Origin of the sequence: Prochlorococcus marinus str. MIT 1214, assembly GCF_027359355.1 — a bacterium.
In the GTDB taxonomy this organism is placed as follows: domain Bacteria; phylum Cyanobacteriota; class Cyanobacteriia; order PCC-6307; family Cyanobiaceae; genus Prochlorococcus_B; species Prochlorococcus_B marinus_F.
Window position 1 is genome coordinate 218,279 of sequence record NZ_CP114777.1, and the last position, 23,793, is coordinate 242,071.

Annotated in this window: 24 protein-coding genes and 2 tRNA genes; 8 read left to right on the top strand and 18 right to left on the bottom strand. The window is 34.2% G+C overall.

Annotation, left to right across the window (positions count from 1 at the left end):
• Window positions 1-13: 13 nt before the first annotated feature.
• Window positions 14-667, bottom strand: a complete 654-nt coding sequence (gene nth, locus O5639_RS01140; protein ID WP_269624685.1) for an endonuclease III — start codon at window positions 665-667, stop codon at window positions 14-16.
• Between the two features lie 190 nt (window positions 668-857).
• On the opposite strand from nth, the gene O5639_RS01145 reads away from it, so the two are divergent.
• Both O5639_RS01145 and O5639_RS01150 read left to right on the top strand, forming a co-directional pair.
• Window positions 858-1,916: an ABC transporter ATP-binding protein gene (locus O5639_RS01145; RefSeq protein ID WP_269624686.1), complete on the top strand. Its 1,059-nt coding sequence runs from the start codon at window positions 858-860 to the stop codon at window positions 1,914-1,916.
• Between the two features lie 177 nt (window positions 1,917-2,093).
• Window positions 2,094-2,645 carry a ferritin gene (locus O5639_RS01150; protein ID WP_269624687.1) on the top strand — a complete coding sequence of 184 codons (552 nt, stop codon included), beginning with the start codon at window positions 2,094-2,096 and terminating at the stop codon, window positions 2,643-2,645.
• A 306-nt stretch (window positions 2,646-2,951) separates the two neighbouring features.
• Here the strand turns inward: O5639_RS01150 and O5639_RS01155 are convergent, their stop codons facing one another.
• A complete protein-coding gene (locus O5639_RS01155; RefSeq protein WP_269624688.1) occupies window positions 2,952-3,548 on the bottom strand; it encodes a Crp/Fnr family transcriptional regulator in 597 nt (198 codons plus the stop codon).
• A 269-nt stretch (window positions 3,549-3,817) separates the two neighbouring features.
• Window positions 3,818-4,876, bottom strand: coding sequence for a chlorophyll a/b binding light-harvesting protein (locus tag O5639_RS01160; protein WP_269605384.1), 1,059 nt, complete (start codon window positions 4,874-4,876; stop codon window positions 3,818-3,820).
• A gap of 190 nt (window positions 4,877-5,066) precedes the next feature.
• On the opposite strand from O5639_RS01160, the gene O5639_RS01165 reads away from it, so the two are divergent.
• Window positions 5,067-5,855 carry an AhpC/TSA family protein gene (locus tag O5639_RS01165; RefSeq protein WP_269624689.1) on the top strand — a complete coding sequence of 263 codons (789 nt, stop codon included), beginning with the start codon at window positions 5,067-5,069 and terminating at the stop codon, window positions 5,853-5,855.
• 10 nt (window positions 5,856-5,865) lie between these two features.
• Entirely contained in the window at window positions 5,866-6,081 is a 216-nt protein-coding gene (locus tag O5639_RS01170) for a transcriptional regulator (RefSeq protein ID WP_269624690.1), read from the top strand.
• On the opposite strand, the gene O5639_RS01175 is transcribed toward O5639_RS01170, so the two are convergent.
• From O5639_RS01175 to O5639_RS01190, 4 genes are all read right to left on the bottom strand, one after another.
• Window positions 6,078-6,890, bottom strand: a complete 813-nt coding sequence (locus O5639_RS01175; RefSeq protein ID WP_269624691.1) for an ABC transporter ATP-binding protein — start codon at window positions 6,888-6,890, stop codon at window positions 6,078-6,080. The two genes, O5639_RS01170 and O5639_RS01175, sit on opposite strands and share 4 nt — an antisense overlap.
• A gap of 34 nt (window positions 6,891-6,924) precedes the next feature.
• Window positions 6,925-8,259: a Rieske 2Fe-2S domain-containing protein gene (locus O5639_RS01180; RefSeq protein ID WP_269624692.1), complete on the bottom strand. Its 1,335-nt coding sequence runs from the start codon at window positions 8,257-8,259 to the stop codon at window positions 6,925-6,927.
• Window positions 8,260-8,452: 193 nt separating this feature from the next.
• On the bottom strand, window positions 8,453-8,644 hold the full coding sequence (locus O5639_RS01185; protein WP_269624693.1) for a hypothetical protein: 192 nt from the start codon (window positions 8,642-8,644) through the stop codon (window positions 8,453-8,455).
• A 126-nt stretch (window positions 8,645-8,770) separates the two neighbouring features.
• Window positions 8,771-8,896: a hypothetical protein gene (locus O5639_RS01190; RefSeq protein ID WP_269624694.1), complete on the bottom strand. Its 126-nt coding sequence runs from the start codon at window positions 8,894-8,896 to the stop codon at window positions 8,771-8,773.
• A gap of 406 nt (window positions 8,897-9,302) precedes the next feature.
• On the opposite strand from O5639_RS01190, the gene galE reads away from it, so the two are divergent.
• On the top strand, window positions 9,303-10,349 hold the full coding sequence (galE, locus tag O5639_RS01195) for a UDP-glucose 4-epimerase GalE (RefSeq protein WP_269624695.1): 1,047 nt from the start codon (window positions 9,303-9,305) through the stop codon (window positions 10,347-10,349).
• Window positions 10,350-10,413: 64 nt separating this feature from the next.
• Here galE and O5639_RS01200 read toward each other — a convergent pair whose 3' ends face one another.
• The 3 genes from O5639_RS01200 to O5639_RS01210 all read right to left on the bottom strand — a co-directional run bounded on the left by O5639_RS01200 (window position 10,414) and on the right by O5639_RS01210 (window position 16,209).
• Window positions 10,414-14,286, bottom strand: coding sequence for a DUF4214 domain-containing protein (locus O5639_RS01200; protein ID WP_269624696.1), 3,873 nt, complete (start codon window positions 14,284-14,286; stop codon window positions 10,414-10,416).
• 555 nt (window positions 14,287-14,841) lie between these two features.
• Window positions 14,842-15,036 carry a hypothetical protein gene (locus tag O5639_RS01205; RefSeq protein ID WP_269624697.1) on the bottom strand — a complete coding sequence of 65 codons (195 nt, stop codon included), beginning with the start codon at window positions 15,034-15,036 and terminating at the stop codon, window positions 14,842-14,844.
• 492 nt (window positions 15,037-15,528) lie between these two features.
• The gene (locus O5639_RS01210) at window positions 15,529-16,209 is read right to left on the bottom strand and encodes a GIY-YIG nuclease family protein (protein WP_269624698.1); all 681 of its coding nucleotides are present in this window, start codon (window positions 16,207-16,209) and stop codon (window positions 15,529-15,531) included.
• Between the two features lie 262 nt (window positions 16,210-16,471).
• Here O5639_RS01210 and O5639_RS01215 point away from each other — a divergent pair, with 262 nt between their 5' ends.
• From O5639_RS01215 to O5639_RS01225, 3 genes are all read left to right on the top strand, one after another.
• Entirely contained in the window at window positions 16,472-17,296 is an 825-nt protein-coding gene (locus O5639_RS01215) for a M28 family peptidase (RefSeq protein ID WP_269624699.1), read from the top strand.
• The gene (locus O5639_RS01220) at window positions 17,296-17,928 is read left to right on the top strand and encodes a hypothetical protein (RefSeq protein ID WP_269624700.1); all 633 of its coding nucleotides are present in this window, start codon (window positions 17,296-17,298) and stop codon (window positions 17,926-17,928) included. The genes O5639_RS01215 and O5639_RS01220 overlap by 1 nt, the downstream gene beginning before the upstream one ends.
• A gap of 65 nt (window positions 17,929-17,993) precedes the next feature.
• Window positions 17,994-18,578 carry an RDD family protein gene (locus O5639_RS01225; protein WP_269624701.1) on the top strand — a complete coding sequence of 195 codons (585 nt, stop codon included), beginning with the start codon at window positions 17,994-17,996 and terminating at the stop codon, window positions 18,576-18,578.
• A 10-nt stretch (window positions 18,579-18,588) separates the two neighbouring features.
• On the opposite strand, the gene O5639_RS01230 is transcribed toward O5639_RS01225, so the two are convergent.
• From O5639_RS01230 to O5639_RS01265, 8 genes are all read right to left on the bottom strand, one after another.
• Entirely contained in the window at window positions 18,589-19,029 is a 441-nt protein-coding gene (locus O5639_RS01230) for a hypothetical protein (RefSeq protein WP_269624702.1), read from the bottom strand.
• Window positions 19,030-19,330: 301 nt separating this feature from the next.
• Window positions 19,331-19,407: transfer RNA gene (locus O5639_RS01235), tRNA-Met, on the bottom strand.
• A 26-nt stretch (window positions 19,408-19,433) separates the two neighbouring features.
• The gene (locus tag O5639_RS01240; RefSeq protein ID WP_269624703.1) at window positions 19,434-21,122 is read right to left on the bottom strand and encodes a glycosyltransferase family 4 protein; all 1,689 of its coding nucleotides are present in this window, start codon (window positions 21,120-21,122) and stop codon (window positions 19,434-19,436) included.
• A gap of 38 nt (window positions 21,123-21,160) precedes the next feature.
• Window positions 21,161-21,237: transfer RNA gene (locus O5639_RS01245), tRNA-Met, on the bottom strand.
• 52 nt (window positions 21,238-21,289) lie between these two features.
• Window positions 21,290-22,252 (bottom strand): asparaginase, encoded by a 963-nt coding sequence (locus tag O5639_RS01250; RefSeq protein ID WP_269624704.1) that lies wholly within the window; start codon window positions 22,250-22,252, stop codon window positions 21,290-21,292.
• 3 nt (window positions 22,253-22,255) lie between these two features.
• Entirely contained in the window at window positions 22,256-22,753 is a 498-nt protein-coding gene (locus O5639_RS01255; protein ID WP_269624705.1) for a CGLD27 family protein, read from the bottom strand.
• Entirely contained in the window at window positions 22,746-23,120 is a 375-nt protein-coding gene (gene rsfS, locus O5639_RS01260) for a ribosome silencing factor (protein WP_269624706.1), read from the bottom strand. The genes O5639_RS01255 and rsfS overlap by 8 nt, the downstream gene beginning before the upstream one ends.
• Window positions 23,113-23,748, bottom strand: coding sequence for a DUF3318 domain-containing protein (locus tag O5639_RS01265; RefSeq protein ID WP_269624707.1), 636 nt, complete (start codon window positions 23,746-23,748; stop codon window positions 23,113-23,115). The genes rsfS and O5639_RS01265 overlap by 8 nt, the downstream gene beginning before the upstream one ends.
• Between the last annotated feature and the right edge of the window lie 45 nt (window positions 23,749-23,793).

Genomic DNA, 23,793 nt, shown 5'->3' on the forward strand with positions numbered 1-23,793 from the left:
TAATAGATTAATATTAAGCCTTGGAACAAATAATTGGTTTTTTTCTATTTGGGTAAAGTTCCTTGCACAATTTACAGATTGTTCCGTTACATCCTCTTGCTGAGCAATACTCTCTTCCGTAAAATATAATTTGAAGATGTAACTTATTCCAAAGATTTTTTGGAAATAACCTTTTTAGATCCTTTTCCGTTTGGATAACATTTTTCCCTGTAGTTAGTCCCCATCTCTGAGATAATCTATGTATGTGTGTATCGACAGGGAATGATGGTACACCAAATACCTGAGACATAACAACACTTGCTGTTTTATGACCAACACCAGGAAGTGACTCAAGTTCCTTAAATGTATTTGGAACTATATTATTGAATTTTTCATGTATAATCTTTGATAACTTATAAGTATTTTTTGCTTTGGTTTTTGCAAGTCCAAGTTGTTTTATATAATTATATATTTTCTTCTCACCTAATTTATACATTTCCTCAGGAGAGGATGCAGACATGAAAAGTTTTTTAGTTAATTCATTGACCTTTTTGTCAGTTGATTGTGCACTTAAAACAACTGCTACAAGCAGCGTAAATCCGTTTTGATGATCTAAGGGTATAGGGGTCTCAGGATATATTTCTTCAAGTCTCTTAATTATTATTTTTACCCTTTCATTCTTTTTCATTGCAGTAATAATCTCTTCGTTTTTAAAATACCTAATTCGACCCCTTTGACCTTATGAAAGAGTTTTCGCCTGAAACCAGGGAGTATCATTTTATACTTATGCCTGTAATTTTTGTGCATGCACTTTTTCTTTTTTGGTTTGTTTGTTTTTAATGGATTTTTAGTGAATAGAATAAAGAAAAATAGTTTTGGTGACTACTGAACTAGAAATCCAGAATCTATGGCATGAGTTTAAGCCTAATAAAAATAATAATTGGGTTCTAAAAGATATTGATTTTTCTCTAAGACCTGGAGAATTAGTTGGCTTGCTCGGTCCTTCGGGCTGTGGAAAAACTACTCTTCTAAGATTGATAGCTGGTTTTGAAAAGCCTAAACGTGGATTAATAAAAAGAAATGGGCAAATAATCTCAAATAGTAATTATCTTCTCTCTCCTGAGAGAAGGCAAATTGGGATGGTTTTCCAAGATTACGCTCTTTTTCCTCATTTAAATGTTTGGGATAATGTTTGTTTTGGCATTAATAAGAATGAAAAATCGAAAAAAAGAGCAAACTGGCTATTAAATTTATTGGATATTTATGAGTTTAAAAATAGATTTCCTCATGAACTTTCAGGTGGACAGAGTCAAAGAGTTGCATTAGCACGAGCTTTGGCCCCAGGAACTTCTTTGGTTTTGCTTGATGAACCTTTTTGTTCCTTAGATGTTGAAGTGAGATCTAGATTGAGGTCAGAGTTATCTTCTGTTTTAAAATCCTGTTCTGCATCTGCACTTTTAGTAACTCACGATCCTCATGAAGCACTAGCTATTTGTGATCGTGTGGCTGTTTTAAGAAGTGGCGAAATTCAGCAATACTCAACTCCTTTTGAGATGGTTTCAAACCCATCAAATGATTTTGTAGGTCAATTTGTCCTGCAATTGAATATTTTGCCTATTCAATACATTAATGATTCTTATTCAACATGTATTGGTAAATTGAATTTCCCAAAAGATAAATCTGTCTCTTCAAAATCTGTTTGTATGTTCGATAAAAATGCTATTAGGATCCAACCTTGTGCAAATGATGGTTTTACTGTTATATCTAAAGAATATCGTATCAATCATTATGTTTATACTGTTATTAGTGATAGATTAAAGTTAAGATCAGAGATGAGCTTGGATACAAATTTGTCTATTGGAGATAAATGCAAGGTTGAAACAATTAAAGAAAAAAAATTTTTAATTCTACCAGAAAATATTAAATCTAAATTCTAATTATTTTAAATGCTTATATGAATTATATTTAAACTTTTTGACGCAATTGAGATTCATTATCAAATAAATAAATTTTAAATTTTACGTTTCTAACAACAAAATGATACAAAAAGAGTTATTATTTATTTGAAAAAAATAAAAATTACTTTTTGCGTTCTTTAACAAGCTTTTTTTGTTATGCAATCAGCCACATCCAGATCAATAGGTCTTAACTTGGGTCCTTCAGGGCGTGCTGTTGCTCAGCCCATGGATGTTGATCTTCTTGAGGCTCTTTATCAACATACTTCTCTTGAAAGGGTTTCAAGTGCACAATATCTTGCTATGTCTCTTTGGTTCTTAGAAAGAGAACTCAGAGGATTTTCATCATTTTTTAAAAAAGAGTCTTTATCTGAGCTTGAGCATGGATTTAACTTTGCGAAATATATTATTGCACGAGGGCAAACTGTTGAGCTCGAAGAAGTAACTAAACCAATACAAGAGTGGAAGTCAGTTGAGGAATTAGTTACTTTGTCTTTCCAAATGGAGGCTGACGTAACAACTTCTGTTCAACAACTTTATTCACTTGCAGAGAGATCGAATGATACTCGTACTACAGTATTCCTCGATCCCGTCATAGACGAGCAAATTAAATCTGAAGATGAAATGGCTTATTTACTTGGTAAAGTTAAATTTGCAAATAATGATCCTTCGGCATTGTTCATTATTGATAATGAATTAAATATTAATTAAATATATTCTTTATTAAACTCATATTTGTTGAAAAGAATAAGACCTTTTTATAATTTCTAATAGGAATTCATATGATAAATCTTTAGAATTGTTTTTGAATATATTTTCAGAAATGGTTAATATTTTTGATCTTTTTTTATTTAATTTATAAAGTTCTAACCTTAATCTTTTTGATAAATCTTTGTTTTGACAAGTCATTAGTGAGCTATTTATATTTTTTGATCTTGTTTTTATAAACTCTATCTCTTTGCAGAGTGACGAAACAACAGATTCGGAGTAGGAAAACAGAGATTTATCCATTGCTTATTAAGCTGTTAATGGAGATGACTCAATAAAGTCAGGCGAAAGACTTAGAGTTGGATCACCTGATGGTGCTTTTAGTAAGTCTGCTGATCTCAGTCTTGAAATCAAACGAGTTGAAGTAACCCTTGTCGATCCAATTAACTCTCCAATTCTTTCATGTGTAAGTCTGAATGGTAATTGGCACCAATCACCGCATCTTCTTCCCAGTCGGTTAACTAATAAAGCAAATAATGCTTGTAGCCTTTGTTCAGCATTACCCAAATGTCTAATTCTTAGAAGCTGAAGAGTCCACTCATTAACAGCGTCATAACCTCCAGCCTCAAGTGATGTTTCCGCATCACTTACAAAGCAAAGAGGAGTCAAAGCTTCTACACATACCCCCTCACTGCAAAGTCTGTCTGTTCTTAATTGATCGCCTGACTGCAAGAAAGCCAATGTCATACCTTCTGTTTCTTCACAAGGGCAATAAACACGAGCGATACCATCTAAAACTTCTAAGCAAGTATCTCCTCTTCTGGATGAAGGGTCTATTAGCACTGATTGCCCCGTTGCCATTCGAACAGCTGATGAGGGCGTTTCTGCGTAGCTTCTAAAGCTCATTAAAACTAAAAGGAGCTTGGTGGAATTCCAATTTACACAATATTTAGAGCTTTTTGCAACCGATTCTCAATAGCAACAAGCTCTTGAGACTTTATTTGCTCCTAGGTATAAAAAAGCACATCAACTAGCAATTTTTTATCCATTATTTTTTCTTGAGTTAGTTAATTGTGACATTAGTGTGAGCAGGTTGGTATTTATTTCTACTAAAGAGAGGCATAAAAAAAAGGCCCGCAAGCGGGCCTTTTGATGTTCACTAATGAAATTAATAATTAACCGTTAGTGATTTTTGCGTTTTCCATATTGTCGAACGCTTTACCTACGCGTCTGAAGTCAAATCCCATAGCTCTTAATGCATGCCAGAGATGACCCTGAATGAAGAAGAAGCCAAGATAGAAGTGAACATTTGCTAACCAAGCTCTAGCTGTGTGAGCGCCAGTAGCAAGTGATGCGTCGGTATCAACAAAATAAGGAGCGAAATCAAACTTGAGTTGAAGTACATCTCCAAAGAATTCTGTTGAGTAAACAGTTGTGTTTGTTGAACTCCAGAAAGCTGCAACAAGTGCACAGTAGCCAACACCAGCTAGTGAGTAGGAAAGAACAGCTTCTGCTGAAAGAAGTCCTTTACCTTTGAATTCTGTGTACTCACCAAATTGCTTAGTGATTATATGGAATGCACCACCAATTATTTGGAAAAATGCTAGAAAAGCGTGACCGCCCATAACATCTTCCAAGCTGGTGATTTGAAGGAAATCAGCTTGATGATTCCAAATCATTCCTAGATCTAGGTTGTAAGAAACTGTACGAGTAGCTCCTAAAGCAGTATCCCAAATACCATGATATTGAGCCCATTCAACGAATTGAATGTTTGCCAAACCTAGGAAAATAAGGTGGTGACCAAGAATAAATGTAAGTTTGTCTGGATCGTCCCACTCGAAGTCAAACTTTTTAGGACGACTTCCTTCAGGATAGTTTCCTAAATCACCGTCATATCTTGTGGAGTGAAGAATTCCACCAGCACCAAGAACACCAGAGAAAATAAGGTGAAGTACAGCAATAACTGTGCAACCATAAGGCTCAGTTATTACTCCGTTTTCGATTCCACCTATTCCAAGTTGTGCAAGGTGAGGCAAGCAGATCAAGTTTTGGTTACCCATCGCAACGGATGAGTCATAACGAGCTAGCTCAAATAAAGTGAACGCACCTGCCCAGAACATCATCAAACCAGCATGGGCAGCATGCGCAGCGATGAATTTTCCGGAGCGATTGGCCGTCCCTGAATTACCCGCGTACCAGTCATAGGTAACGCTAGGATTCCCGTAGGTCTGCACGAGAAATAAACAAAGAACAGTAAGAGGATATATTTATAGGTCTGTAAGTTCCATATCCCTTCACATTGCTTATTGAAATTGTAGGTTTTGTACATATTTCACGAACATCTGCTACTTAATTTGATCTTCGTGTTATGCGAAGATTTGATCCTCAAAGTCCTTGTAAACACTGTGAAATCCATCTCTCCATATGGTTGAAGCTCATGATCGACAGTCTGACTTTGTTATTTTGAAAACAAAGCTAAATAAATTGATGAATTATAAAAATGTCATTGATGAGTTTTTTGGGAAAGAGGTAATTTTTCTTGATCAAAGAAAAAATCTCATAGTTTTGCTTGGTTCTTTTGCTGATTTTGACAGTTTTGAATACTCTCAACAATTATCAGCCTATTCAAAAAAGTTGTTTACGAACTCGGTTGAATTGATATTGATAGGCATTGGGAGTGAAAAGTCTAAAGAATTATTTTGTAAGTTCAATAATATTGATAGTCGAAATGTTATTGCCGTAGGGAATGCGGACCTTCATAAAAAACTTAATCTTAACGAAGGGTTTGTATCACAAATGCCTTCAATTATTAATTTATTAGCCATGTGCGCTGGTATAAGTTCTAGAGGTACTATTAAGGAGGTTTTAAGAGGTTATTTTGGGGATAAAAATGCAAAGAGTTTGTTTGCTTTTGATGAAAATATAAATATAGGACCTTACTTTTTATTTAAAGGAAAAATGTTTGATATTTTCTCTAAAAAACAAACTTTACGCCCTTTTGAACTGGCTACGAGGAGACTTATGAATATGATTGAAATTCTTTCTAATTGGAATACTTATGTTCCTGATTCCAAATTTTTAACTCAGAGGGGGGCAACAATAATATTAAATGAAAAAGGCGAGGTACTATATGAATATATTTCCGAAAGTCTTTTAGGTTACTCAAATAAAATGAGTGCACCATTATCATTCCTGGATGATGCCTTGAACTAATTTAGCTTTGATGATTGCAAGTAAATGCTTAGTTTGTGGAAGCTCTAATCTTAGAGCTGATCGCGCATTATCAGGAAGATTGGTATGCAATTCATGCGGAACACCTTTCGGAGTTGGTAGACGAGTTACGAATAAAACAAGCATTTACAATAATTTTTCATTAAATAATAAATATATTCTCTTTATTTGTATATTAATACTTGCATTTATTCTTGTGGTTATTTAGTTATTTAATGGGATCATTCTCCAGTATCCTTCATGTTCTATTACTTTAATTGATATATCAAAAAGATCACTAAGTTTTTTTGTATTAATTAATTCACAAGGACTTCCATCATTTAATATTTTACCTTCTTTTATTAGAACAACTCTATTGGTTTTAGGTAAAATAGATTCTAGATTATGCGTGACATAAATTATATTAACTGATCGGTTGATTAATTTATTTAGGTTTTGATTCAAGATGAAATTTGATTTTATGTCTAAATTACAAAAAGGCTCGTCTAGTACTAATATATTAGGTTCATAAACAAGCGCCCTTGCTAGCAATGCTCTTCTTTTTTGACCATCAGACAATGATTGAAAATCTTTATAAACAATATCATTTAGATCCCATTCATTTATTAGATTATGAATTTTATTTTTTTGGATTTCTGAAAGTATGTTTGTGTATCTAGAATTAAAGGTGCCTGAGAACCCTGAACTAATTACATCATATAGCTTGACTCCATTGTTTACCCTTTGCTCCATTTCTTTAAAAAGAAACCCAATCTTTTTTCTTAAATCCCAAATATTTATATTTTCCTTATTAAACAACTTTAAAGAACTTTTATCTGATTTGATTGGATATATTGATCTATTTAATAACTTTAGAAAAGTTGATTTACCAGATCCATTTGGACCTAATATAAGTATATTTTCCCCATAATTAAGATTTATATTTATATCGGATAGTATATTATTTTGATTAATATATACATTTATATTTTGTAAACTAGCCCACGTTATAAGATTTATTTGAGATTCATCTCTCATTTATTTGAGCTCTTAAATTTGTATTATATTTCAATTATAGTAATAGCAGAATAAAACTTATTGGGAACAATAATCTAGTTAAAAGTTTAATCATTATCTTTCTATTGTTCTTTGTAGCCATATTTGGATTTTCTGGAGGATATTGCATCCCTCTATCCTCATGGACTGAGTTGGTCAATGAATTAGTTGGATGGAAGTCCCATGGCTTTTCTTTATTTAGAGCATTTTTAAGCCAATCCCAGTAATATTGAACCATTTTATCTTCACCTAATAGTTTTACATTATCTTTTTGTATGTATCCCATCTGATCATTAAATGTCTGGGTTTTTAAAACTAAATAATCTTCAGTAAAAATTTTATAAAATGTCCTTTTTTGTAGATGACTAAATAAAACTAGTTTTGTGAAAACTTTATTTTTAAGAAATTTTCTGTAATGTCTTACAATGACTCTTGCTTTATTATTTCCTAGTGGAATATGATCAAGAACTTGAATATATCTTGTGCTTTCAGGTGAGCCTTTATATATAAAGATTCTGCCCGGAGGTACAAATTTTATTCTGATAAACTCATTTTGCCCATTTGTTTTATAAGAATATATACTTTCTATTTGCCTATTATCTCTTTTTATTTTTTGATTGAAACTAGTTATAGTTTCTCTGTTTACGTTCTTGTCTGGAATTGTGTCTCCATGCATCCAAAATACATGTAATATATCTAGATGATTTTCAATAATTCTTGCCCAATCTGCTTTAAAATCTACATAAACTTCTTCATATTCATATTCTAAAGATGGAAATCCATAGGAATCAGGAAGAAGGCTATTGAGAGAAGACTTTATTTGAAAGTCTTCTATGTTTGCAAGGGGAGTTCCAGTATAATAAATATATATATAGCCTTCTTTCTCTACACATGGATATTGAAAAAGTTTTATGCTTTTTGCATAGTTATCATAATTAGAATCAATAATATGTTGACAAGTGATTCTGTCTAAATTTGTGCAACTACCTTGTGATGAGAACCTAGCACCATGATAAGGGCAAACAAGTTGCCCATTGATTACTTCACCACCTAAAAATGAAGCTCCCCTATGAGGACATACATCTTTTACACATCGAACAATACCTTCTCTATCGCGATACAAAACAAGTGGCTCATTATAAATCGTGAAGTGATTTAACTTTTCTTTCTTTATTGACTCGCTGCTAGAGACGGAATACCAACCTAAAAGTCCATTGGTTAATTGATTTGAAGGCTTTGAGGGAATATTCTCAATGTCTTTTAGACTATCATTCTCATTAAAATTAGATCTAATGAGATTATTAGTCTCATATTCAAATGGTTTATTATCTTTTCCTTTTTCTTCGTTCATAACCAAGATGATCTTTCAGTGAGATAAAAGTTGTCTCATTAAAAGAGTATTCCCCTTATATGCTTAAAGACTCAAAAAAAATAGCACCTAATGCCTTCCAGTATCGATTAAATTTACATAAAAAAACTTCAAGCTTTCTTCTACGTTAAAGCCAACTTTTTTAAGTTGTTATTTTATTAATGAAATGCTTTCTTTAAAGGGTTTTTGGGGAAACCTCAATGCTTGATAAGAATTCAGATGCTTCCTGAATATCATTGCAGAATTTACATGTACCTAGGTAGCAACCTAGGTATCTCATGAAAGAGGTTTTCCCACCTGAAAGTTGATATTTATGAATAGTGCCTCCTTGTGGGGTTGCTTTGACTAGTTGAGGTAAAGGAGCCATTAACAAATTCTTTTTATATAATTTGCATTTAATGTTGTTTTATAGCAATAGGTAAAATTACTAAAAACTACTAAGGCAATTAATTCTTTATGTTTGTTTTATTTTTAGTAAGTCAGCAGAAGCGAACTAGTCTGCATATCCATCATCGTCTTCCGTATTGATTATTCTAGGTGTGTTTTTCATATGTTCATCCCATGGGTGAACATATGAATCTTTATCGGAGTAGACCTCACTTTTCAACTCTTCAATCAAAGTTTCAAACTGCCTGATGATTCTCTTGAGATTGTCTTTTTTCATTTATATTGTTTTTATTAAATAGATTGTTTCATTATAATGAGTATAGCCTTTGTTTTATATTCTTACTCTTTTTTTTAGCTTAATAAACACAGCATATAATGGTTTTCATTAAATCAATAATATATCCTAGTCTTATTTTTAATGATCATAAAAAAAAATGATGTTAAACAATTATTAATTTATAGCTAGATTTTTAAAATACCTAAAAATATCTAAGAACTTTTTATTAAAAGACAGAATCTAATTCAAATAGGTTTGAATTAGATGCTAATCTATTGATTATAATTAATTAGAAAAATTCCTTTCCATCTTTAAGCTGACTTCAATGACATTGCTTACTAATGTATAACCATAGACTATTATGAGGGTTCTTTTAACTGGTGGTTCTGGATTTATAGGTTCCCACATAGCAATCTTGTTGTTAGAAAGAGGATTTGATGTTGTAATATTAGACTCTTTTGTTAATAGCTCACCTAACGTCATTATTCGAATTAAAAAATATTTAGATAATAAAGATTTGAATTATAAGTTAGAAACTATTAATGGTGATATTAGAGATAAAAAAATCTTGGATAAGATTTTTATTGATTGTATTAAGGAAAATAAACCTATAAATACCGTTATTCATTTAGCCGGTTTGAAATCTGTATATGAATCTTTATCTAATCCTCTACATTATTGGGATGTGAATGTATTTGGCACACTAAATCTTTTACTCACGATGAAGGAATATGAATGTTACTCTTTGGTTTTTAGCAGCAGTGCCACTATTTATGGTTTAAGTGATTCTGTTCCTATGGCAGAAGACCACACAATATCACCAATAAATCCCTATGGAAAAACCAAAGTAGCTATTGAGAATATGTTTTATGATTTATATAACTCTAATTTAAATTCATGGAAAATATGTTCTTTACGTTATTTTAATCCTGTTGGGGCCCATCCTTCTGGTTTGATTGGTGAAGATCCCATTGGAATTCCTAATAATCTATTTCCTTTCATAACTCAGGTGGCGATAGGAACGCAGAAACTTTTAAATATTTATGGTGATGATTGGGGCACGAGAGATGGCACTGGTATTCGTGATTATATTCATATTATTGACTTGGCTGAAGGTCATTTGGCATCAATCGATTATTTTAATTCCACAGAATCATGTTTAGAATTTATTAATTTAGGTTCTGGTAAAGGATATTCTGTATTTCAGATTATTAGACAATTCGAGTTATCTACAGGTCGTAAGATTCCTTTTTCAATTCAAGATAGAAGAGATGGTGATGTGGCTAAATCTTTTGCCGATATTTCAAAAGCCAAGAAATTATTAGGTTGGACTCCAAAAAGATCATTAGAGCAGATTTGTTTAGATGGATGGAATTGGCAAATAAAAAATCCACATGGTTATGGATAACTTTTCTTTTCCTCGTTCGTTTTTTAATTAATCAACTTTCCTATTTAAATTCTGTAAACACTTTTCAACCAAGCCCTGTCATCTCAGTAAAGAGGGTTTTGTTTTCTGCTGATTCAGCGAAACCTAGAAGAAGTTCATATCGAGTTTCGATTCCTGCATTTAAATTTCCTAGCCAATAGTTGTAACCATCTTGGTCATAGTCTCTACCGAGAACATTCACATAGAGAGTCTCTACATATTTAGCATTAGAGACGTTCACTCCATAGCGTTCAGAGAATTCATCTGAGACAAGGAATGATTGTGCTACCGCCCTATCATCATTCTCTCCTGAAGTATATTTCCCAATCCAATATTTCAATCCATCAGCATCAGGCAAACGCTTAAAGGCAGCATTATAAAGGCGAAACATTTTTGCATCATCTGTATTTAAACCAGTGACTTGATCAAAGGTTCCTTTGATATCAAGGATGGCGCTATTTTCACGAAAGGAACTTGTTGATGCTTCTCCTGTAAATGTCAATAATGGAAGTCCTGTTATGTCGTCATAACCTGAATCAGTTTTGATTTCATATTTACCATTACCTTTGTTGTAGAACTTGTAATCACTGAAATTACCGCTATATGTCTTTACTACGTCTACTTTTGATTCTTCTACAGTTTGATCAGAGAACTGAATGTATTCGATATTTTTGAGAGTATCGGTGCCATCAGTTATTCCAGTTGTTCTTTGATCTTCTATTTGCAGTGTGTCCGTGCTACGAGCGAAGGAGTAGTCGGAGAAGCTGCCCGATAAGATAGCTGTATCTGTGCCGCTGCCACCGTCGATAGAATCATCACTGGTCGTACTTTGCAAGCTGTCATTACCAGATGTTCCTGAAATGATTCCTTCTATTTCTTCAACATCGGCCACTGAGATGGTGACTGTTTGATCGGAGGTATTACTAGCTGAGTCGGTTGCTCTTACGACAACGACATAGTTGTTGCCTGAATCACTATCAGTTGGAGATTCATAGTTAGGAGCGGAACTAAAACTTAAAGCACCCGTTGAGGTATTGATTGCGAATTTAGAAGCATCGGCGCCACCATTAAGAGACCAGGTAACGGTTTCATTGGCAGAAAAGGTATGAACAGTAGTTGTGTTTTCATTGATGGATTTTGTACTGGATGAATCACCAGCACTACCAGAGGGACCAGTGATATTAGGATCTAGTTCATCAACATCGACCACTGAGATGGTGACTGTTTGATCGGAGGTATTACTAGCTGAGTCGGTTGCTCTTACGACAACGACGTAGTTGTTGCCTGAATCACCATCAGTTGGAGATTCATAGTTAGGAGCGGAACTAAAACTTAAAGCACCCGTTGAGGTATTGATTGCGAATTTAGAAGCATCGGCGCCACCATTAAGAGACCAGGTAACTGTTTCATTGGCGGAAAAGGTATGAACAGTAGTTGTGTTTTCATTGATGGATTTTGTGCTGGATGAATCACCAGCACTACCAGATGGTCCATCAATATTTGGATCTATAACATCAAGAATGGATTCATCAACATCGGCCACTGAGATGGTGACTGTTTGATCGGAGGTATTACTAGCTGAGTCGGTTGCTCTTACGACAACGACATAGTTGTTGCCTGAATCACTATCAGTTGGAGATTCATAGTTAGGAGCGGAACTAAAACTTAAAGCACCCGTTGAGGTATTGATTGCGAATTTAGAAGCATCGGCGCCACCATTAAGAGACCAGGTAACGGTTTCATTGGCAGAAAAGGTATGAACAGTAGTTGTGTTTTCATTGATGGATTTTGTGCTGGATGAATCACCAGCAATACCAGATGGTCCATCAATATTAGGATCTAGTTCATCAACATCGGCCACTGAGATGGTGACTGTTTGATCGGAGGTATTACTAGCTGAGTCGGTTGCTCTTACGACAACGACATAGTTGTTGCCTGAATCACTATCAGTTGGAGATTCATAGTTAGGAGCGGAACTAAAACTTAAAGCACCCGTTGAGGTATTGATTGCGAATTTAGAAGCATCGGCGCCACCATTAAGAGACCAGGTAACGGTTTCATTGGCAGAAAAGGTATGAACAGTAGTTGTGTTTTCATTGATGGATTTTGTACTGGATGAATCACCAGCACTACCAGAGGGACCAGTGATATTAGGATCTAGTTCATCAACATCGGCCACTGAGATCGTGACTGTTTGATCGGAGGTATTACTAGCTGAGTCGGTTGCTCTTACGACAACGACATAGTTGTTGCCTGAATCACTATCAGTTGGAGATTCATAGTTAGGAGCGGAACTAAAAGTTAAAGCTCCGGTGGAACTGTTGATTGCGAATTTAGAAGCATCGGCGCCACCATTAAGAGACCAGGTAACGGTTTCATTGGCAGAAAAGGTATGAACAGTAGTTGTGTTTTCATTGATGGATTTTGTACTGGATGAATCACCAGCACTACCAGAGGGACCAGTGATATTTGGTTCTGTTCCGTCCTCCTCTGAAGTATCTGAGATCGTAACCGTTGAAGTGCTACCAACTTGATTAGTGCGATTTGAATCAGAAAAGAGTTTGATATTTAATGTCTCATTCCCTTCTGTAGTGACATCACTGGCAAGTGTATGAGAGAAAGAGAAATCACCATTACTATCAACCGTTCCAGAACCTAACAATGCACCACTTGAAAAATCACTACTGGTGATTCCCGTGCCACTTAATGAGTAATAAAGTGTCGTACCAGTAAAAACGTTTGTACTATTGACGCTTGTAGTTAAGGTGTCTCCTTCATTGATAGAACCACTTGAGGTCGATAATGAATATGAAGGTGCAGGAGCAGATGTGTCATTAATGGGGACACTTACTGATGCAACTTGAGTTGTTCTATCTGAATCGGTGAAGCATTTTATAACTAAGGTCTCAGGCCCCTCAACTTTGTTATCGCTTACTAGACCAGCAAATGTACTAAATTCTCCATCATCATCCCAGCCTTCGAAAGGGCTACTAAAGTCAGCACTATCAATTCCAGTTCCACTGTATGACCAATAGAGAGGGGCAACTCCATCGCCACTTCCAGGTTGTCCAAATGTGACAGTAAATCCTGAACCTTCATCAAGAGAAGAAACTACCTGACCACCACTTGTTACTTCAATCGAATATCCCTCAATCGTGATAGTTGCGTTCCCATCAGTAATTTGTGCGGGAACAGTATCTGTATTTGAAGCAGTTAATGTAAGAGCAAAAGTTTCATTACTTTCATTAGAACTATCTTCTGTTGTTGATATCGAGAATGTTTTAGATGTTTCTCCCGCCGCAAAGGAAATCGTCGTATTAATTGCGGTGTAGTCAGAACCAGCAGTAGCTGTCCCATTACTAGAAACCAAACTTAAGGTTTGAGCTGAATTTGTTCCTCCTGTTCTGGAAATAGTTACGTTGCCACTATTTCCCTCTGTAATCGTGAGATCGGAAATAGAGAAATAAGAAAGAGGAACCTCGGCGATTCCGTAGTTGTATAACCAATAATCAGTGCCATAATAATCGGGTCCAGATATTGGCTCTACCCACCAATATCCATCACCCGCCCCTCCTGGCTCTAACATTATAAAAATGTAACCACCATGATAGGACAAGGTTTCAATATCTTGACTTGCATGAATATTGGAATAACTACTGGTTTCACCAGAAGACCAACTTCTATTTTCTTTCGATATATTTTGATTTAATCCAATCCAAGCGCCAGCTCGTGGTTGATTGCTCCAGTTTTTATCAGATACAGATAATGAGCTCTGAAAGTTAGTAATTAAGAAATTATGCTCAGATTCACTATTAATAGTTACTAAGTTTCCTCCAATGGATAAAGCATTATTCTTTGCTGTAGTCCAGGAAGAACCTGCTACTAATTGATAATAACTACTGCCATTTATGACTCCCATTTAAAAACGAGATCTTTTTAGTCTCTAAAAAAATAGATCGTATAGATACTTTATTCCAAAGAGGGCAGGATTAACCATTACAAATTTTGCAGCACTATTTCCGTCTTAGCTAAGTACTTATCTATTAAGTGATATAGCATTAAAAAGTCAGCCAGAGACTGGCTTTTAATTGGTGGAGGGGAGAAGATTTGAATTTCAGTCCTTCGGGCTAATAGCCCGACGAGGTTAATTTAAAGATGTCAGTCGCAGAGATGTTTTTGGGATAATCAGATGATTTTGTTGAACAAGAAGTGTACATTTAGAAAAACCCGATCAAGTTATGACTTACATCTCTCATGTTTTATTCTTTATATAATTCCCTCTCTTATGTATAAAAAATAGCATTAAAAAAGCCCGTTAGGGCTTGGTTTTTAATTGGTGGCGGGGGGAAGATTTGAACTTCCGACCTTCGGGTTATGAGGGTTTCTCCTACACGTTTTTTTGAAGCTATGACTGGTCTGTAAAACAAAGTGAGTATTTTTTTTGAGTTTTTATTTTTTTTTCAGGGTTTGTTTTTTAAGTTTGAACCCGACTAACTTTTCTCCTGAGAACGTTGTCTGGTTGTGAAAGCATCTGATCAACGGCAGCCCGTTTCCACATCTTGTGGCTTTTGGGGTTTAGAGGATCTTTGAATCGATAATGAGTACCTTTAGAAAAATATTTTTCATTGCGCTTTAAAGTTCTTGTGCTAATTCCCAAGTACTTACTCATTTCCGAGTTAGAAATCCAAGGTTCTAAATTTCTCACGACCATTGATCTCCTAAGTAATATTCATTGGATCTAATGTGCATTAAAATAATAATTTTTCAAGTCTCAAAATATTAAATTATTGTATAAATAGTGCCTGCTATTTATTAATCAATTTGCAAGATATATCTTGCAAAATATTAGTAAATACTTATTCTAGGTCTCCTTTCCTGACTCTTTCCTTGATCAATTTGATAAGTGTTTTGGCATTTTCTTCTGGACCATCACTGTATCCACCTCCCCACTTTTCAGCTCTTTGTTGAAAAAATAACGCACAACGAAGTTCAGTTAAGTTTGCATTCGAAGGGTCCTTTAAAACTTTTTTTGATAAATCAGCACAGGCTTCTGATCCACCTGAAACGTCATATCCATTAATCGTAAATGCAAATTTAATCCAGTTCCAAGAAGGATCTTCTGGATTAGGAATCTTTTCTAAAACAAGCTCATGATTAGAAATCAGTTTTTGGTTTCCGTTAGTGTGTGGTTTTTTTTTTCTGATCTATCTGGAAAGCCCGCATCCTCCCATTCGTCATATAACTCGCTTAATGTTTGTCCCTTATATGTCCAAAATGGTTTGATATTTGGTCTTGCATCGGATGGAAGAGATAGCAATTGTTTTGTATAGCCTGTTAATGAAACTTTCCCGTCTTCTTCTTTATAACCTTCTGGTTCTATCCAGCCGTCATAAACGACTTTGGCTTTTGTCGTTCCATCTTTAAAGACAATTTGTTCTCCCATATATCCCATTGTCCAGAGATTCACGTTAGGTCTTCTAGCTTTTTTGAATTTCTCAGTTGATGCTTTGGCTTCTATATCGACATTTTCTGCTTCTTCTTGAACGACTGGAGTGACATCTTCCAATGCCATCAATTTAAGCAAAGTAATTGCTTGTTCTGGCTCGATATTGAAAAACTCTCTTCTTGGATTCACTCGATAAGGTCCAAAAGCCAAATGAAAAGCTGATTCAACCTCATTTTGATCTTTGACTCTTGCTGCATATTCACATTCAAAAGGAAGTGGGACTCCAGTTGTATATAAATCAGATAATCGGGCACCAATTTCTCTTCCTGTCCTGCCAATTTTCACCATCCTTGGCATTGCAGGATTAGTTAATACGTAGACAATTCCTTCGCTCATATCTTTATTATGCCTTTTGGTTCAAAACTTGTTGATACCAATCCAAAATATTTGTTTCCCTTTAGAGAAATGCTTAAACAACAATTTGTATAGCTAAAAAATGACAAATTCAAACCAAGTAATACATAATCGACTCACAGAAAATCTTTTAAAAGCAAATTCAAAATCTAATCACTCTTAAGTGAGCCCTCTTTGCGAGGGCTTTTTTTATTGCTCAAATCCTAACGCCTAAATCTAGTAGCTATTTCATTAGTAATTAATCATGAATAAAAAACAGCTCCTGGAGGACATAAAGCAGATAGCTATTCCTCGTCATTCAAAATGGGATCCTCTTGGATTAATGAGTGTTCGTATTTATGTCAAAAATCGCCTCTCTTCTTATGGCAAAGTTCTAGAACATTCATTTAAAGAAGGTTCAGAAGAAGGAATTAATTACATTCTTAAAATTCAAGGAATAAATCCAAAACTAGATCCCCTTCTTATAGGTGCACACTATGACGGACCAATTAAATCTCCAGGTGCCGATGACAATGCAAGTGGATTAGCTGCATTATTTGCACTTGTTGAACATTGCAGAAAAACACCTCATGATAGACCTATTTGGTTTGTGGCTTTTGATCAAGAGGAATGGGGACTACTTGGAAGTAAAGCGCTATCAAAAGAGTTAAAAGCAAAAGGTCAAAAGCTCAAGCTAATGATCAGTCTTGAGATGCTTGCCTTCACATCTGATAAACAGGATTATCCATTGCCTGTAATGAAAAAGTTGTTTGGTGAAAAAGGAGATTTCATTGCATTAGTTGCGAATACGGGTTGTTCTTTAATGTTGCCTAGTTTGTCGTCAAGCATGGGTAAGTTTCTTCCAACTAAAGTTCTCCCTGTACCTTTGAAAGGTGATGTTCTGGCTGATGTTCGTCTTAGTGATCACAGTCCTTTTTGGGATCAAGGTTTTAACGCGATGATGATTACTGATACCTCATTCTTGAGGAATCCTAATTATCACGAGCCTACGGATACTGTTGAAACTCTTGATTTGGACTTCTTTTATAATGTGGTTAGAGGATTAACTGAAAGTTTGGAGAAAATATAATGAAACGCTTCTTTCTTCTTGCTTTAAGTGCAGGCCTTTTGGTTAAACCTGTATTTAGTGATTCCTCTTTGAAAGAGAAAGCATATGCTGCAGGGACTTTAGGTGCAGCACTTTGTCATCATTCCAATGGTTTAATATCTATGTCCGAAGTATTATTTTTGACAAGGAAGAATTTAAATAAAAAAGGTTATAGCACTGAAATTATTAATAACCCTAAAGTTAAAGAAGCAGCTGAATATATAAAGAATTTTTCAGGTGATGATTGTTTTAATTCGCCAGGATATGATCCAGAATTTAATGCCAATTTAATGAATATATTGCAATCTAACGTAGACTATTTTAGGGATAAATCATATTTTAATAAAGACGAGAAAGTAGTTTATTGTAAGGAGCCTCTTCCTCAGTTCACATTAAATTATTACTCAAATCCAAATGATAATGAAGTTTCTAATCTTTGTACCTGTGTATGGAATAAGTTTCCTGATACAAGTTGGCAGAAAAAAGAAATGTTAAATGGCTTTAATGTTATGAGAAAGGCTAAAGAAGATTCTTGGCGTGCAAAATCTCTGCAAGCAGGGTTCTCAACAATGTTTGGTAAAGCGATTAAAGAATGTGGAGGAAATCAATTATAGAAAAGATTAGCCAGCTAATCTATAAGTTTTTAGGTTACTATTAGAGAATAAACAAATGAAAAGCTATGCCTGTTAGAGATATTGATAGTGATGATTCTTCTAATGATAGTTCAAGTGAGAAAAAGTCTTTAAATAATAGAACAATACCCTGGGCTAGATATTTTGCTCGATTATTTGATTTGATTTTAGTTGGTTTTATATGTTATGTCCCAGTACTCATTATTTGGGGATCTAGAAATACAAATATTACACTATTTCAATTCCTAATTGTAATACCATTTATCTACATATTCTTTGAACCTTTTTGTTATGTGCTTTGGGGTGCGACACCTGGTAAGTTTTTATATTCAATTAAAGTTCTCAACGAAGATGGTTCTAAATTAAGTCTAAGGAAAGCTGTTAAACGTTCTTTACAAGTTTTGATTAGGGGTAATGCTTTTGGAATACCTTTTCTTATTGTTCTAGCAAATTTTATTGCTTTTAGGTATTACGAGGATAACAAACAAACTCCTTGGGATAAGCAGCTGAGAATTAAATATGCGATTGGAAATATTAGTAATCAAAGAATATTAATCACGAATATTATTATCTTACTTTTATCTTCCTTTCTTAGATTTATTGGCCAGTATTCTAAAGACTATATTAGTTAAAAAATTTTTCTTACTTCTCTTCTGGTTTAAAGATTAAACTAAATATTGAACCTATAGCTGAAAGTATTCCTATGAATAAGGACACTTGAATTGACCATATAAAACCACCAGCGATTGCTCCAACTAGAGCCCAAATAATTAAATTACCTCCAAAATAATTATAAACAATTGGAGATAGCTTTACTCCTAGTGGTCCTCCTCCTAGAAAGCCAAGTAACTGTTGTGTTCCTTTGGATACTGAGTCTTTATTTTGTCTTTCGTAGTTAATTTTTTCAGTTTGTTGTTTATTGATATTGAATTCTGCATCTCGCTCTTTGTCGTTAAGTTGAAGATCGTAATCCCAATCTTTAATGTATTTTTGTTGATTTAAGTTCGCATTCGCTTCACCAATAAAGAAAGTTACCGACAAGGCAGTTGTTAGAGCAATTTTTTTAAAAATATTATTTAGCATAATTTTTTTTTCTATTTTAGCTATCTTGCCTATTTTTCCAATAATTGTCGTAATTCGTTCTAAGAAGACTTTGAACTAATTTCTCTTTTTATAGGGAGTTTTTTACTCCAGACCTTCGGGTTGCGAGCCCGACGAGATGATCATTTTATATAATTAGCTATTAATCCAATTGCTGGAATAGGTCTACTATTGCTAATTACTATATTTTTAATTCTATAGAGCTCAAAATATATATATTTAACGAGTCTAAAAGTATCATATATGCATAAAAAAAGCCTGTCATAACAGGCTTTTTTGGAATTGGTGGCGGGGGGAAGATTTGAACTTCCGACCTTCGGGTTATGAGCCCGACGAGCTACCAGACTGCTCTACCCCGCGAAGATTAAAAATATTCTATAGCAGAATCAGACTCGTTTGGATTTATTTTTTGCAATACCTAATTTTTCTATTAATGCCATTACTTCCTGCCGCTTATCTTTTTCAATCCCAATAATCTCTAATTCTTTTTCTTTAATAGATTTGTTCTGCTTGATTAATTCTATTATTTGCTTTGTTTTTTTACTTGTAATAATTTCAACCAATTTTGAATGTAAGGGGAATAATAACATTTCTGGTTTTGTAGAATCGCTATCAACAAATAACTCTTTCTCATTATAGATTGCAGTTGAATAGTCTTTAAAGATGTAGTCGATAGAAGGATGAAAACGAATAGAAGTATTTATTTCATTGTAACTATCTCTTCTTTCTTTTAAGTTAAGCCATAGTTTTCGATATTGATGGCTTACAACTTGCCAACTAAATAATTCTTTCCACCTTTGCTTACTTTTATAGCCCATATTTTCTCTGATTTCTTTGTTATCAATTAGAAACTTTAATTTATCATTTAAAGCGTTCTCATCTATAACCGTTTTCATTGATTTTAGACCTATCATATAATCAAAGTTTATTTTTTCGATTTTATAATCTAATTCTATATGATTTATTGCTTCTTTAGATCCAACGGCATATTTAGTCGGGATAAGATATCCAGTTTCGTTCTCTTTTACTAAGTCTTTATATCCATTCCAATCACTCACAATACATGGAAGCTCCGCAGCCATCGCTTCAATTACTGTAAGGCCAAATGTTTCTTGAATATTATCTGACAGTGAAATAAAAATATTTGCGGCATTAAGTGAGTCTATCTTTGCCTCTTCTGTCGCTTGTTCTATACCTCCGACTCTTTTTATGGTTAGATTTCTAAATGAGAAAATGAGACTATTGTAGAGTTTTTCAATAGTCTCATTTGCAAAAGTACCACATTCCAATAATACTATTTGTTTATCCTTTATCTCTGTACTTAGCTTGGATATTGATCTATAGATGGCTAAGGGATGTGCCTTCCCGTGAAATGATAGACGGCCTAGAAATAAAATTACAATTGCATCTTTAGAAATTCCTAGCTTATTCCTTGCCTTTAATCTCTTTTCTTTTCTTGTTAATGATATATCATATGTAATATCATTGACAGCAAGAGGAATGGTATATAATTCAGGACGTTTTTTCTTTGTGAGTTTTATATTGTACTTCCTTTCAAATGATTCATGAAAGAAATCAATCGTTCTATTTACTACTTCCCTCCCGCATGATGAGGTACATACTAGAGCATCCCAAGACTCTAAACCTCCAAAAATATATTCTTTAAAACCATTTATTACTTTGTTTGAGCAAAGTGTGTGGATTATCCCTGTAATTGAAAATTTATTGGGACTGTAATTTGCTCGTATAGCTGACCATTTTTCTAAATCTGGACCTGGGATATGTATATTCTCAATTTCATTAAGATTGAATTTACTAATTTTTGTATGTATATTTAGCGAAGTATTTTTAATTAGATATGGATTTAGAATTGTGTTTAAATATTCTTTTTCTTTCACTGAATTAACTAAGATATCTAATTCTTCACCTTGGTACAAATTATTCACTATTCCTTTCGCGAATTCTTTGCCCGCAACTCTTCTGCCCATTAGTTGATATCTTTCTGTATCAAATGCATCTCCAGGTAGGATTAATGCCGCTGGATATTTTCTTGAAATAGATTTATTAATAGTCATATAATTGAATATAAATAATTATTCAATTAACTAAATTTTGGTGGCGGGGGGAAGATTTGAACTTCCGACCTTCGGGTTATGAGCCCGACGAGCTACCAGACTGCTCTACCCCGCGTTGTTAATAAAGCATACATCTTTATGTGACATTAATGACTGCTTTGTTTGTCTTAAGGGACCTGTAATTTCCCCTCAACCTCTATATAGATTCCTGGATTTTTCTGAAGGATGATTTCATCTAGTTCTTCAATTGCCGATGGGGTGATCCACTCTAGCTGTCGGAGAAGATGTATGGCTACAGCATGTTTTGCTCTTTTTGATCCATCTTCAACCTTTATTGAGAGTCCAATACCTTCCCCCATTAAACCAATACATTGGATCCCTTCACTTCCACCTTTGCTAATTATTTGCTTATGACTTCTTTTTATTAATTCCGAATCAAAATATCCTTCTCCAGCAAGTAGGTCTGGATGGTTTATCATTGCACGCGTTATTTTTTCAAATTCAGGTTGGTCAGATCTAGATAAATGAGCATATAAAATAGCCATTTGAGATAAACGCAAAAGTAAAGTTGGTGCACCACAGTCATCTCTTTCGGCAATTAATTCTTCAGCTGGTATTTTTAGTAACTCGGAAACTCTTCTGAAAATTTCTATCTGCAGTGGATGATGTCCCATTAAATAGCTATCTAGATCCCAGTTCATTTTTTTGCAGGTTGCGAGAAATGCTGAATGTTTTCCTGAGCAATTGTGTTGAAGCCTACTTTCTCTGTTTTGTGGGATTGGGCATTTCAGTTCTTTTATATCTATATCTGAATTCCAAAGGAGCTTGAATGCTGTTCTCGCATGAACTGATGAACCACAATGAGAACCACATGCCAGAGCTAATGTCTTGTTATCTAAATTATATTTTTCCAAAGTGCCACTTGTGAGGAAAGGCAATGCTTGGAAAGGTTTTAAAGCTGATCGAATGAAAGTTTCATATTCAGGAAATCCTGCTTTCATTAATGTTCTGCCTTTCGTATCACATATTGAAGCGTGGGCTCTATGAATGGATTCAACACTTGAACCCCTTTTTACTAGAACCTTTATAGAATTTTTGTCGTGGTTAGATATATTATTTTGTAAATTCATATATTAATTCATTCCTAAAAATATAAATAATAATGAAACTATAACAACTGATACTAAGAGTATTATTATTACTTCTAAATGATTTAAAATAGGTTTGATTTGATTTTGAGCTATGAGTAAATCTTTTGCTCTCCAATTGATTGGTTTTTCCCAAATCTGTCCATCGTACCAACCAGATTCTTCATATTCAATTTTTTCGGAATTAAGTCGTTTATATATATAAGTCCAACTTAACCATTGTCTGATAAGTAATAATATAGGAAAAGCAAGAGATACAGTTAGACTTACAAATAAAAGTTCAAAAATGTTGTTTTTCAAGTGATTGCTTCCATAAGATATTGTTAAGCTAACTGGTGTGATAAATAACCAACAAACTGTTAATTTCCGGTAGAAGATATTTCTTTCTAAAAAAGGCCAGGAGATTAACCACGAATTTCTAATGTTATTAAATTCATTCAATGGCCTTTGGCTCTCAGGCACAGGGCATATTATTTTATTCATCTATTAGTTTTATTAATTTATTATTTATAAAATCATGAATAATGCCATTGCTCCAAAATGATTCTAAATCATAGAATTTTCTTTCATTAGGTTGAAAAACATTAATTATTAGATCTCCATAATCTAATAATGCCCATTTAGCTTCATTTATTCCTTCTTTACGGAGAGGTAACAGATCTGCTTCCTCTCTCATTGTCTTCTCTACATTATTAACTATCGCCCTTACTTGAACATCAGAAAGTCCTTCAGTAATTAATATCCAATCAGCTATACTTGAAACTTCATCAACTTTTAAAAGTTTTATATCTCCTGCTTTTCTATCATCGCAAGCAACTGCAGCTAGTTCAACTAACACACTACTATCCATAAACATTTTCACTCGTAACTGATTTTTTAGACCCCTCTTGAGATGCCATTTCTGCACGCGCTCTTTCAGCACTTTTTCTGAGTGCTTCTAATCTGTCTTCATAAAATGTTCTCTTTTTTTTCTTTCTTGATTTTTCTACTAAATCTTTTAAAGCCCCACCAAGACTTTTATAAGCATTTGGAACGCTATATCCGAATCTACATGCGAGATCAATCGCTCTCTCGTCAGCTGATATAGAATCTTGTAAACGTTTCTCAGAATTATTTTTTAAGTAAAGTCGATAACCTGCAAAGCCTGATAATCCAATTGCCATTAAAAGTAACAATCCATCTTGAACCCATAATTCTCCAATAGCACCACCTAATCCTATTGCCAGAGCTGCCATTTCCCAGCCATCTCTAGGAATTGTGTCATTTTGAATGCGTCCTACCTCATGCCAAAACAACAAATTTCTATGATCTTGAGCTAAATAGTCCCATTGCTCAAGATCAATTTGAATCTCGACTTCATCTCGCCCAATTTCTTCAAGCGTGATCAAGGGGGGGTCTATTGCTGCTGCGGCTTCAATGAATACCCAGCTTTGGTTTTCTGGTGGCAGCAGCCCTTTAAGGCGCTGTAGTTCGCTCATACTCTTTGTTTCTTATTCGGAAAGTTGGTTAAACTTTAATAGTAG